The sequence below is a fragment of the Paenibacillus sp. PK4536 genome, assembly GCF_028594455.2.
GTDB classification, from domain to species: domain Bacteria; phylum Bacillota; class Bacilli; order Paenibacillales; family Paenibacillaceae; genus Saccharibacillus; species Saccharibacillus nuruki.
In genome coordinates this window covers 4,776,689-4,789,397 of record NZ_CP126313.1, presented here as the reverse complement: position 1 = coordinate 4,789,397, position 12,709 = coordinate 4,776,689, and the positions used below count along the sequence as shown (strand labels likewise).

The following is a 12,709-nucleotide window of genomic DNA, read 5'->3' as shown; positions in this document are numbered from 1 at the left end:
ACGTTGTGAGTATCAAAAAACAGTTATCTAGTACAAACACATTCTGAAATATGGAGGTTTATCCACATGGCAGAAACAAAATTAGTAGGTAAAGTAGCAGCAGTAACAGGTGGCGGATCAGGAATAGGTAAAGCATCAGCGATACGATTTGCGGCAGAAGGTGCTGTTGTATATATGTTAGATCGTACGCCTGAAAATGCAGAAGAAACCAAAGCCGAAATTGAAAAAGCTGGCGGAAAAGCATATGTGATTGAGTGCGATATTTCCAAACCAGAAATGATTGAAAGTGCTATGAAACAAGTAGTGGCTGAAGCAGGTCAATTGGATATTGTATTTGCGAATGCAGGAATCAATGGTAGCAAAGCCCCTATTGAAACATTAGAAATAGATGATTGGAATCAAACGGTAGAGATTAATTTACGAGGCACATTTGCAACTGTAAAATACGCTATCCCTCATTTGAAAGAAAAGGGCGGTAGTATTATTATTACAAGTTCAATCAATGGTAATCGTGTATTCTCTAATGTAGGATTCTCTGCATATGCTTCAACCAAAGCAGCGCAAGTAGCATTTATGAAAATGGCGGCGCTAGAACTTGCACGCTATAAAATCAGAGTTAATGCGGTCTGTCCGGGAGCGATCGATACCGAAATCGACGACAATACGTATCCAAGTGACGATCTAAAAGAAGTCGAAATTCCAATGGAATTCCCAGAAGGCGATCATCCGCTTAAAGGCGAACCTGGTAAAATCGAAGAAGTGGCTAATCTAGTGCTATTCTTGGCTTCTAGTGAAGCTTCACATGTAACAGGTACAGAGATATTTGTAGATGGCGCAGAATCGTTATTACGAGGATAGTTGTATCTACAAGTATAGATAGATAAATGATACTATGCTAGTCCTATCAAAGTCCTTTTTCGAGCATATCGGGAAAGGACTTTGTTGTCTTTATGCACAAAAGTATCCTTTTTCAAATCAATCAATTGACAGTGTCAGGTGTGCTGAATTAAGCTAAAGGTATCGAACGTATTCACGTGATTTAACTAATAACGAACCATTCAAATAAATAACTGCACATGAAGATAGAGGGAGAGTCTGTGGATGTATGTGATCCACCACCGAAGGAGCAAGTTAATCATTTGGCGATGATTGATTAATCTCTCAGGTACCCGAACCGCTATCGGATGCAACTCTGGAGAGAGCATACCAGCCACCCAAGGAGTACAACCGATACGATTCGGTCCAAACTCTCAGGTAACGAGGACAGAGGAATAAGCCACGCGCGGGCTATTCCCTGTCTTTTTTTGTGCGCGCATATTTTGGTGATAAGGGAGAAGAGGAATTTATGCGTTTTAAAAATGTATTCAATATTATAGGGCCGGCGATGGTAGGACCGTCTAGTTCACATACAGCAGGAGCAGCTCGTCTAGGAAGAGCGGCTCGTCATTTTTTAGGAGTATGCCCTGAGCATGTAAAGATTGTTTTGTATGGTTCGTTTGCAGAAACGTACTGGGGACATGGTACAGATCTAGCACTTGTCGGTGGTCTGCTTGATTATGATACCGATGATGATCGCTTACCAGATGCAGCAGAAGAAGCCGATCGTCAAGGGATAACGATTTCTTTTGATAAAGGCACAGGCAATTATCCGCATCCTAACTTTGTGCGAATTATTGTACAGCATGGAACAGAAACAGCTGAAGTAGCAGGTGCTTCGATCGGTGGCGGAAATATTGAGATTCATGAATTAAATGGATTCGATGTACGAGGCTCTGGTCAGTATCCGATGCTTGCTGTAGAACACACGGATAGTAAAGGTGTACTGGCTGATATTACACGCACACTTAGTGATGCGGAACTCAATATTGGATTTATGGATGTGGATCGCAAAGCTCGTAGTGGTGAAGCGATGACTGTTATCGAATTGGATACTGCGCCTGATCCGCATGTGTTGAATCGTATTTTACAATTGCCTTATGTAACTCGTGCGGCTGTTATAGACTTGAAGTAAATGAAAGACAAAGGAGAGTATAGAATATGCAATTTCGCACGTTAAAAGATATTGTTCGGTTATGTGAAGAACGTTCACTCACGATTGCGGAACTGATGATTGAAGAACAAGTAAAAGAAACAGGGGTTAGTGAACCTGAAGTGATCCAGCAGATGGCAGATTATTATCAAGTGATGAAAGAAGCAGTACATCGCGGAATTACAGAAGATACCGTTTCACGAAGCGGTCTAACGGGCGGAGATGCACGCCGTGTGCATGAGTATATGTTAAGTGGAGAAACTTCTTCAGGCAGTGATGCTACTCGTGCGATGGCGTATGCGCTAGCTGTATCTGAAGTCAATGCTTCGATGGGTCGTATTATTGCTACACCAACCGCAGGCTCATGTGGCATTATTCCTGGCGTATTTGTCAGTTCGCAAGAACGTTTTGGTTGGGATGATGCTCATATGGTTCTAGGACTATTTGCAGCAGGAGCGATCGGTTATGTGATTGCCAACAATTCTTCGATCTCAGGCGCAGAAGGTGGATGTCAGGCAGAAGTCGGTTCAGCAATTGGGATGGCAGCAGGAGCGATGGTCGAGATGCGTAAAGGTACACCCGAGCAAGCTATGCATGCTGTAGGATTGGCTCTCAAAAATACACTGGGATTAATCTGTGATCCGGTCGCTGGACTTGTCGAAATTCCTTGTATTGTTCGTAACGGATTAGGTGCAGTGAATGCGTTAGCAGCGGCAGATATGGGACTTGCTGGAGTGCGTAGCGCTATTCCATCAGATGAAGTGGTCGATGTGATGTTACAAGTCGGACGTTCTATGCCAAGTGAGCATCGTGAGACGGCCCGCGGAGGATTAGCACAGACACCAACCGGACGCAAAATTACTGAAGAATTAAGACGTAGAAGACAAGAAAATAAAAATTAACTTCCTCGCATGAACTATTTGAAGTGAAATGAAGAAAGTCGTTTATAATAAAACGACTTTTTTCGATTTTTCTTCAAACCTTTCCTTAATATTCCGATAAATTGTTGTATAATTCGATATATACGTAAATAAATTAGTAGTATAGTTGCTCAACTTTTACCCTAGATTAAATATATTTACTTACTTAGATGGGTCTAAAGTATGAATTTAATTTCAAATTATAGGTTCATAAGATGTGTTTGGAGGTGAATACAACGTTATAGCTTGTTTGAGATAGAACAGGTTATAACTAATTATATGATATCCAAAGCGGGGTCAACACATATGAAGCAATATATAGCTTGTTTGTTGATTGTATTGCTGTTCTGTACTAATGCCACCGATATATCAGCGATGAGCAAAGAAGCCTTTACAGATATTAGACAATCTTATGCTGTTGATGCTATTACGTCATTGTCGGCACAAGGAGTCATTACAGGCTATCAGGATGGCAGCTTTCAGCCGAGACGCTCTATTTCTAGACAAGAATGGGCAAGTGTATTTGTTAAAAGCTTAAATTGGACATCAGAACCTGGAACGGTACTCCCTTTTACCGATGTATCACCTTGGGCAGTTCCTTATGTTAGTGCTTTATATCAGTATGATATTACCAAAGGAATCAGTGCTACCGAATTTGGTGTAAAGCAACCGATTAGTCGTCAAGATGTCGCTGTCTGGTATGCTCGTTATCTTGGCTTGACTGATCAGCAACAGGTGACGAATGTATCAACGTTTGAAGATCAAGCCGATATTTCAGATTATGCGAAATCTAGTGTGTGGTTAATGGAGCAATTAGGACTGATGCAAGGCAATGAGCAGCATCATTTTGCACCCAAGCAACCTGTACAACGTCAAGCGGCTATTTTGGTAGCCTATCGGGTACTGCAATCAGGAGATAACTTACAGGAGCGTGCACAGCAGTTGTTAGCAAGCCGCTCTACAGAGGCAACTCCACCTGTACTGACTCCCGAGCGTCCACCTGTAATAATAGAAAAAGATCATTCTGAACCAACGTCTGGATCAAATTCTGTAGATAGTACGCCTGAACTGACAGGTAGCCGGGCAAATCCTAAAGACAAAGACCATGATCGCAACAACCCTAGTCCTGATCCAGAAGTGCCTGTGCCGCCCGTCGCACCTCCTGTGTTGCCTCCAGTGGAACCTTCATTTGTATTTGATCGGGTGAATATAGAAGCGCCTGTACTGTGGAATGATCCTGCAACATATAGTGCATATCGACTGTCGTTTTATTTCTGGTATCAGGGTCAGAAGATTGCTTTACCTGAACGGGTCTCATCCGATCTGACATACCAATTTGAAGATCCATTAAATATATTTGATACACAGGGCAAAATTATTCATCCTGAACATATTCCAGCCACAGGCGGATTAATTCCTGTTCAACTTCATATTGTCTCACCACAAGCGAAGCTTGATCTTAAGATCGAGACCCTGATAATGGTGACAATCAAAGCACCACCAGTGACTCCACCTGTTGAAGAACCGGAATACAAGCCAGATTATGTGATTCGTTCTGTCTATCTGGACACATATACGTTAGATCAATCGGTATCGATTAAGCCAGATTCATGGCGTATCGAGTATGTGCTCCAAGATGTATATGGTCAACCGATTGCTTCTGAACATTTGCCAGCCGATCTTCATATTCGATTTGAAAATAATACGGGTATTATTGATGAGCAAGGACGGATTATCAATGTGCATAATATCCCACCGGTAGGTAGCACAATTCCTGTCCAAATCAGTGTGACATCACCTTCGACTAGCGTATATCTCCATAAAGAATTTGAGTTGAACGTAGTGGCTGGTGAGCGTAGAAAACAATATTTTGCAGTATCCGTGATGTTAGAAGGTGGATCAGGTTCATCAACTACCCTAGCTGAAATGCAGCAGATGCGGAGTATGCTTGCTCAGATTGATCCGAATGTACATCTGACATGGGCAATTGATAACAATTTTGTTTTTCAAGAAAGCAATCGTCCTCAATTGCATCAAGTCTTACAGTATGTTGATCTGTATGGAGATGAAGTCGGTATTTTGTCTGGTTATCCGAACAATCACTATACGTTAGCACAGTGGGGCAATGAGATGAATGAGTGGTTGTATATGTATCGCTATAATGCTATGAATACATTGCATGAATCAGGTACAGTCGGACAACCATCGGTATTTGAAAGTATTCCAGCGGCATATCGTCCAACTTCATTATCTAGCTTTGCTGTCAATCCCGAGCAAGTGACATGGCTCAAAGATCATTTTGAGATTACATCCTATATGGGCTGGGCAGCGACGCAATATAATGTAAATCAATTATTTGGAGAAGGTTCGCCATTGATGCCTTACTGGTCGAATGAGCATAATCCATTGGTGCCTGCACAGGGAAGTTTAGATAATAGTGGAGCCGTCTTTATGAATCCAGTAACAATCGATCCTATCGGTTCACGTTATGTAGAAAAGTCTTCCCGGTGGACGATTCATCCGGGTGATCCGTATGTCAAAGACTCTAATGCTGAACCGCAATTGTATACTGCGCAGCAATATGTCGATAATCCTTATCAAATGATGAACACCGTTAACTATCTATCTATTGTGATTGATACAAACTGGGTGTTACGTCATGATAATTTGCTAAATGGATGGAAAGACTTTGTTGATCATTTTCCAGCAGGACGTAATGTGCATATTGTAGGGATCAATGAACTTGGGCAAACGTATCGAACGAAGTCGGGTTCTACCAATGATCAAGCTCAATTTACATTGATGTTCAGAGGTTCCGGTTATACGACGGCATTAGATGGTAATAACTCGCCAGCCGATACTCGTTATCTATGGACAGAGAATCAATATCAGCGTCTAATTTTGCGCAAGCACGATGGAGATCAAGCATGGTCAGTGATTGATTTTACTGATTATACAAAAACGCCTGTTCCGCAGACCCCATATGCTTTTGACAGTCATACTGAAGTTAGTTATGTGACTGGACGTAATTATAAGATTGCGCCTAACGCACCGTTAACATCAGCTGAAGTTCAGCGGATTCAAGAACGATTGCAACAGATTCATTTCACCGAAGATGTAGATTATCAGTAAAATAGTATATCAAAAAGCATTCCTAGATCATTAGGGATGCTTTTTTTGATAGATCCTTGTCTATGGTTGACGATACCATCTAAAAGGAAGAAGATAGAAGGATATTTTGGTGAAATAGGGTATTGAAAAGGAGCCGATCATATTGAATATTCAGCCTCATATCTCAGATCATGCCTATAAACTTAAAGGTATTACAGAATTATTTCAAACAGTATTAGAAGATAATCTAGTCGGTATTTATCTACATGGTTCTTTGGCGATGGGTGGGTTCAATCCTGAACAGAGTGATATTGATTTGTTAATTGTGGTACAAGATGCAATCAGTCAGCAATTGAAATTAGATATCGCTCAAAAACTTCTAATAGTAGAAGAAGATTTAATATACGGCAACGGGCTCGAGTTGAGTATATTATTGCAAAAAGATATAAACCCTTTTGTATACCCGACTCCATTTGAATTCCATTATTCAGCCTATCACCGCGAAAATTATCGTACAGATACACATTATATTTGCGGAGGGGATACAGATACCGATATAGCAGCCCATATTTTTGTTACATATCATCGAGGTCTAACCTTATATGGTAAACAGATCTCCGAAGTATTTGCGCCAATCGATCCTCATTTGTATATTCAATCGATTTTGTTAGATATAGAACATGTATCTACAGATATAATAGATTCACCTGTATATTACACACTTAACCTGTGTCGGATCTTGCTGTTTCTTCAAGAACATACCGTCTCATCGAAAAAAGAAGGAGGGGAATGGGGAATCTCTGCATTGCCTTCTACCTACTCTGAGTTTATTCGTAATTGCCTTGATATGTACAGTGGCAGTATAGATGATCCAAGATTGGAACCTGTACAGTTACAAGCATTTGCCGAATATATGGTAAATGAAATCCAACAACAGCTCAGTGATTCAACCGTATAAATAGGAGCACAATTCAGGGTATAGAGGAGCTACAGACATGTCTACATATGATAGTGACAAAGAGCAAAGCAGGCAGCAGACGATTGTTCAATGGATTGAAGATGATCGTTGGATGATGGATATTTTGCGCAGTGTACGACATCTGAATCTGCCGGATAGCTGGGTATGTGCAGGATTTGTCCGTTCGAAGATCTGGGATAGGTTACATCAGATTGAACCTCGCACAGTACTTGCTGATATTGATGTAGTCTATTACGATCCCAACCAGCTGGATGAAAATAATGAAAAAGAGTGGGAACGTCAATTATCCTGTATACAACCAGTAGTGCCGTGGTCAGTCAAAAATGAAGCAAGAATGCATATCGCCAATCGTATCGAACCTTACACCTCTACAGTAGATGCTATCTCATGCTTTCCCGAAACTGCGACAGCATTAGGAGTACGATTAGATGAAGATGATCAAGTGATTCTTGTCGCTCCTTGTGGACTTGAAGATGTATTTGAAATGAAGATACGTGTCAATCCACGCTTTCTTCAGACACGCGGAGACGTTCATATTTATCAGCAACGTGTTCAACAAAAAAATTGGCAACACACATGGAATCGTCTAACGATTGTCGATAAGTAGATCATATAAAATAAGGATTCATATCATCCATCGTTACTTATAGAAAATTACTTATAGAAAAAATCAATTAGAAAAGTGGTATAATCAATGTTAGATTATATTTAATAATCTGATGAACATAGTCGGAATAAAGAGGTGACAGAATTGAGTGACATTTATCGTTTGGCAACCGTAGAAGATGCAGAGCGTGTACTTCATATCACATATGAAGCATATGTGACTATTCGTGAATTAGGATTAACGTGGCCAGCAGCTCATGCTGATCTAGCATTAATTGAAGATAATATTACGCACAATAAATGCTATGTACTAGAGCAAGATGGCTTGATCGTAGCGACAGTGACTTTAGCTGATCCTGAACGGGTCAAAGAGTTAACCGCTGAGACGGGCTTACCGTTTATTATGTGGTTCGCAGTGGATCCGAATGTACAAGGAACAGGTGCAGGTAGCAAATTACTCAATTGGGTAGAAGAACATATTATCCGTGATGAAGTAGGCGCGCCTGCGGTTACACTGGGTACTGCGGAGAAACATCCATGGTTACTGCCAATGTATGAACGTAGAGGATATGAAAGTATCCGTTCTAGAGATGCAGGTAAAGGAGAAGGACCGATGCATTTGATGCGTAAAGTGGTTCATCCTGAGCGATTTGAAGCTTATCTTGAAGAGCGGAAGCAAGCAGAGCAACTTGAGCAGACGTCTTCTCAAGGGAAGTAAGAGACACAGCTACAAAAATATGCTTAAATCATAAAAGAGCAACTCTGTTAAGAGTTGCTCTTTGTGTTATAAACCTATGATAACAATACTATTTCATTTAATACATTAAGCTTCATCGAGTACAAGTGGACGAAGATTAGCTTCGATCTGTGCACGATTACCTTCAAGGAAAGGAGGTAAAGACAATGTCTCACCTAATGAATCCATAGATTCGTCGATATCGAATCCCGGTGTATCTGTAGAAAGTTCGAATAAGATCCCATTGGGTTCACGGAAGTAAAGAGCACGGAAATAGTGACGATCGACTTTACCCGAATTAGGAATGCCTAATTTGGATAATTTGTCTGCCCAACGTTCGTACTCGGATTCATCAGGTACACGGAAAGCTACGTGATGCACACCACCACGACCCAAGCGAGCATTCGGAAGATCAGGACGTGTCTCGATATGGACTTCTGCACCTGCTCCGCCTTGACCTGTAGAGTAGACTTCAATATCTGCAAAGTCACCTGCAAGCGAAGGATACGAGCCTGTGTGACGGAATCCCATCACTTCAGTCAAAATCATAATTGTAGAAGCTGGTTTGGCAAGTGTCAATGTGGTAGGCCCAAGTCCAAGAATACCGTATTCAACAGGAACTTCAGTCTGATCCCAAGCTTTGCCGGGAGCAACACCTTGTTCGCCATTATCGGCTACAAGAATAAGACGTGTACCTTCAAAGTCTTGGAACGCTAAAGTATCCCGTCCAGCCCGTTGTTTGATTTCTTCATGAGTAACATTCAATTGATCAAATCGATCAGACCAGTATTGCAACGCTTCTGTATTGGCTACACGTAATGAAGTGGCTGAAATACTAGATACTCCTTGATAGCTAGGCCCGATACCTGGTAGATCAAAGAAAGTTAATTCGGTACCGGGAGAAGCAACAGCATCCCCATAAAATAAATGATAAGAAGTCGTATCGTCTTGATTGACTCCTTTTTTGACCATACGCATACCCATTGTTTTGGTATAAAAATCGTAATTTTTTTCCGCTTTACCTGTCATAATTGAGACGTGATGAATACCTAATAATTCCATAATCGTCAACCTCCTAGTATATATATGAATGAATCATAATCGGCTTATATTTAAAATCTTAATATTAAGATAATTATAACATGGACAAAAATAATTACAAGTCATTTCCATGAAAAAAATATAGTAACTATGTAAAAAAGAAATGTATAGACAAAAAAGAACCTTTGAATCGTAGGCAAACAGCCTGTTGATTCAAAGGTTCTACTTGGTCAAAGCATAGAAGAGCTGGTTAGATTAGTGATTGGTTAATCCGCCTGATTCGGCACGAGTCACGACTTTGGTACGGTATTCATCTTGACTCAATCCAATTTTAGGCATGACTTCATTCAGATTCGGGAATTTCGCTAAAATAGTCTTATTGTCGGTACGTAAGTCCATTTTGCTGTAATCGTAGAATCCTGCACCTGTGACCGTAGAGATAAATTGATTACCTTCAACTTTCACATCACCTAATTTAGGAACCACAATATTCGGGGTATTGACCATTACATTGTTATTCATTTTTGTACCATTAGGATATTCAGGATGCCAGTTCGGATCAAGAATACTACTCCATAACGGATGATCATAACCATACGTTTTCTGTAATGTTGCTCCGTATTCTTTCCAGACACCACTGGTTGGATTCATTTCTCGAAGTTGATCTGCATAGATACTATTCACACCATGAGAATTACTATCGCCCCGTTGATCGACTTGAATCATATTGGAATCGACCACTAGATTGTTATTTGCGATATTGTCATGTCCATTGAGTAAAATACCTTTTGTGGAACCTTGTACAATATTGTAACGATAATTATCGCCGCTATCTGCACCATCTGAATAAAATCCATTAGAACGTTTGTTATGGTGAACAAAATTATATTGCAGCACATTACCATACGAAGCCCAATCTTGAGCGGTATAGAATGCTCCGGTATCGCCTTCGATCAACGAAGTGTTGTGTACTTCATTGTACTCAAATGTTAAATTGTTGCTGTACACATAACGGACAGCATCTTTGGGTACATCATGCAGTAAATTATGATCGAATTTGACTCCCACTGAATTACGCACCAGTATCGCTTCGAGGTGAGTAAGATCACCCACATTATGAATATGGTTATTGGTAACGCGGCTATTCGCTGCTGTTAATTTTTTACGGTCGCCAGCATCGTTAATACTGATCCCGAATCCGCCTGTTTCATAAATATCGTTACTCTGGAAAAGATTATTCGTACCATCTACATCCAGAATCCCACCATTACCTAGATTACGAAGCGTGTTGCCTGCAATCGTAATATGATCGGTATTTTTCAATTCAATTCCGTTCCCCATACCGCCTTCAACAGTGAACCCTAACATTTCCAAGTTGGAAGCACCGTTGATAGAGACAACCGGGTTTTCTTGATCGGCAATAATAATCGTTTGGCTTTTTAGATTGCCTTTCGGATAATAATAAATTTGCCCATCTTTGAAGTCGAGTGACCATTCACCCGGTACATCGATTTCATCCAGATAATTAATCAATTTCCACTCTTCCGAACCGGAACCGATTCGATAAGGCGCTTTAATTTTGGATGAATACGATGAAGGTGCGAAATACGTGCTGGCTGTCGCTGTTTTGTAGACATCATTTTTTACAGATGAAGAAACGTTGGCTGATTCGGAGTCAGCGGTATGTTCTGTCACAGTAGCATCGGTACCTGTATGTTCCGTTACGCCTGAAGGTAACGATAAGCTGTTTTCCGAGTCCGTCGCTTCGGTCGTTAATTGAGAATCGTCTGTCACATTTTCTTTCAAACTTACTGATCCTGATTCGCCTTGTTCGTTAAATAGCTTATATGATTGAGGCGTAGAATCAGTATCATGCAAAGCATCATCTGCCGCAGGCGCACTTGTCGCAGAGGTAGATGGAGCCACACTAGCTGACTTGGCATCGTCTCCATACGTATTCGCTGTAGCGGATGTAGCAGATGCATAATCAGATACGGTAGCACTCCATTTGGAACCCATACCGCCATCTGGAATATCTTTAAGTGTAATCACATTGTGCTTGGTATCGACGGATTGTACAGAACTGGTCAGTGGACTCCAGACCGTTCTCCAAAATCCTTTGAGATAAAGAGCATGACCTTCTGACAAAGACTTCTGCCAGCGTGCTGCACGATTGCTACCATCCAAATCCAATGTGTCCGTTGTATCTCCATTTTCAGGAATACCGCCTTCACCATAATAAAAAGATTTGGCATCCGCTGAACCGTTAGCAGTTGTCCATCCTTTACGATGTCCATCTACCGATTCGGTGATATTCGGCCATTGTGAGATCGGTTGACGAATACCGTTAGAGATCAGATCAATGATTCCCCATTTTTCGGTAAATGAAGTGCCACCTTCAAAATGTCTAATATGCTTCAAGCCCAGTGATTTTACATCTAACTGGTACAGAGCATTGGCATCTACATCAGGATGAACACGAGCTTTGGCAGCTGCGCTAAGAGGCTTCCAATCTGACGCATTGATACGAATACCATTGGTTAACGTTACTTGTTCTCCCGCATAGGTACGATAGATAATCGGTTTATCAGGCGTACCTGAATCTGCATCTGTAAATTCCAAGTTGGAAAATTCATATTCTCCACCTTTGACCCAGACCGTTACTCCATAATCGGGTAGGGCGCCTTTGAGGCTACGAATCGCATCACGTGCTCTTTCGAGGGTGGCGTATGGTTTCTCTTTTGTGCCATTCCCATCGGTATCGCTTCCGGCAGTATCTACATATAGATTCCAACCGGTTTTTGTCACAGCACCGCTATCAAGATTAATCACTTCTTGATTTCCAACTTTGTCAGCAGATGCATATGGAACTGCTATACCACTACTCAAAGCAAGAATAGCTGCGAGCGATATCATTTTCTGGAACTTCTTCATAAATATAAATTCCCTCCGTTTCTAGATACACTGATGTCGTTGGGATGATGGTTTATCCCTGCTATGGTGTAGATCATTGTTTTAATTAGTTAATCACCCCCTAAAATACATATAATTTGGTAATTTCTTTAGATGCTTTTATATAATAAAATACAGATACATATTTAGCAAAGACTATTTTCATACTTTCTTAATAAAATTTCAATTTATTCATAAATTAGTTTCTTTTTTGTAACCATTTGAGCATACTGGTAGATTGCTTGTCAAGTGTGTCGGACGAAATCTTAATCTATAAAAAGATAACTGATCAATTGCACCGAAGCACAACTGATCAGTCAGTAATATCAAGAAAA

9 protein-coding genes and 2 riboswitches are annotated in these 12,709 nt (G+C 40.8%); of the genes, 7 read left to right on the top strand and 2 right to left on the bottom strand.

All coding sequences use genetic code 11. The annotated features are described in order from the left end of the window. The first annotated feature begins 66 nt into the window (after nucleotides 1-66). The 7 genes from PO903_RS21185 (at nucleotide 67) to PO903_RS21155 (ending at nucleotide 8,363) form a co-directional block, all read left to right on the top strand. Nucleotides 67-858 (top strand): SDR family oxidoreductase, encoded by a 792-nt coding sequence (locus PO903_RS21185; RefSeq protein ID WP_069329890.1) that lies wholly within the window; start codon nucleotides 67-69, stop codon nucleotides 856-858. Between the two features lie 218 nt (nucleotides 859-1,076). Continuing rightward, nucleotides 1,077-1,187: riboswitch (glycine riboswitch) on the top strand. Nucleotides 1,188-1,190: 3 nt separating this feature from the next. Next, a riboswitch (glycine riboswitch) is annotated at nucleotides 1,191-1,269 on the top strand. A 76-nt stretch (nucleotides 1,270-1,345) separates the two neighbouring features. Beyond that, on the top strand, nucleotides 1,346-2,011 hold the full coding sequence (sdaAB, locus tag PO903_RS21180) for an L-serine ammonia-lyase, iron-sulfur-dependent subunit beta (protein WP_069329889.1): 666 nt from the start codon (nucleotides 1,346-1,348) through the stop codon (nucleotides 2,009-2,011). A gap of 26 nt (nucleotides 2,012-2,037) precedes the next feature. Further along, a complete protein-coding gene (sdaAA, locus tag PO903_RS21175; protein WP_137220814.1) occupies nucleotides 2,038-2,931 on the top strand; it encodes an L-serine ammonia-lyase, iron-sulfur-dependent, subunit alpha in 894 nt (297 codons plus the stop codon). Nucleotides 2,932-3,255: 324 nt separating this feature from the next. Then, entirely contained in the window at nucleotides 3,256-6,081 is a 2,826-nt protein-coding gene (locus PO903_RS21170) for a DUF3863 domain-containing protein (protein WP_273594482.1), read from the top strand. 142 nt (nucleotides 6,082-6,223) lie between these two features. Continuing rightward, the gene (locus tag PO903_RS21165; RefSeq protein WP_273594481.1) at nucleotides 6,224-7,018 is read left to right on the top strand and encodes an aminoglycoside adenylyltransferase domain-containing protein; all 795 of its coding nucleotides are present in this window, start codon (nucleotides 6,224-6,226) and stop codon (nucleotides 7,016-7,018) included. A gap of 37 nt (nucleotides 7,019-7,055) precedes the next feature. Further along, complete coding sequence (locus tag PO903_RS21160) at nucleotides 7,056-7,646, top strand: nucleotidyltransferase family protein (protein ID WP_273594480.1); 591 nt, start codon at nucleotides 7,056-7,058, stop codon at nucleotides 7,644-7,646. 144 nt (nucleotides 7,647-7,790) lie between these two features. After that, nucleotides 7,791-8,363 carry a GNAT family N-acetyltransferase gene (locus PO903_RS21155; RefSeq protein WP_137220808.1) on the top strand — a complete coding sequence of 191 codons (573 nt, stop codon included), beginning with the start codon at nucleotides 7,791-7,793 and terminating at the stop codon, nucleotides 8,361-8,363. 105 nt (nucleotides 8,364-8,468) lie between these two features. Here PO903_RS21155 and PO903_RS21150 read toward each other — a convergent pair whose 3' ends face one another. Together PO903_RS21150 and PO903_RS21145 are read right to left on the bottom strand one after the other, a co-directional pair. Continuing rightward, nucleotides 8,469-9,443 carry a ring-cleaving dioxygenase gene (locus PO903_RS21150; RefSeq protein WP_069329885.1) on the bottom strand — a complete coding sequence of 325 codons (975 nt, stop codon included), beginning with the start codon at nucleotides 9,441-9,443 and terminating at the stop codon, nucleotides 8,469-8,471. 234 nt (nucleotides 9,444-9,677) lie between these two features. Further along, nucleotides 9,678-12,356, bottom strand: a complete 2,679-nt coding sequence (locus tag PO903_RS21145; protein ID WP_273594479.1) for a right-handed parallel beta-helix repeat-containing protein — start codon at nucleotides 12,354-12,356, stop codon at nucleotides 9,678-9,680. Nucleotides 12,357-12,709 lie beyond the last annotated feature (353 nt).

Excerpts from the sequence above, each read along its gene's own strand:
- PO903_RS21185 (WP_069329890.1), top strand. The coding sequence starts at position 67 with ATGGCAGAAACAAAATTAGTAGGTAAAGTAGCAGCAGTAACAGGTGGC.
- sdaAB (WP_069329889.1), top strand. The coding sequence starts at position 1,346 with ATGCGTTTTAAAAATGTATTCAATATTATAGGGCCGGCGATGGTAGGA.
- sdaAA (WP_137220814.1), top strand. The coding sequence starts at position 2,038 with ATGCAATTTCGCACGTTAAAAGATATTGTTCGGTTATGTGAAGAACGT.
- PO903_RS21170 (WP_273594482.1), top strand. The coding sequence starts at position 3,256 with ATGAAGCAATATATAGCTTGTTTGTTGATTGTATTGCTGTTCTGTACT.
- PO903_RS21160 (WP_273594480.1), top strand. The coding sequence starts at position 7,056 with ATGTCTACATATGATAGTGACAAAGAGCAAAGCAGGCAGCAGACGATT.
- PO903_RS21150 (WP_069329885.1), bottom strand. The coding sequence starts at position 9,443 with ATGGAATTATTAGGTATTCATCACGTCTCAATTATGACAGGTAAAGCG.
- PO903_RS21145 (WP_273594479.1), bottom strand. The coding sequence starts at position 12,356 with ATGAAGAAGTTCCAGAAAATGATATCGCTCGCAGCTATTCTTGCTTTG.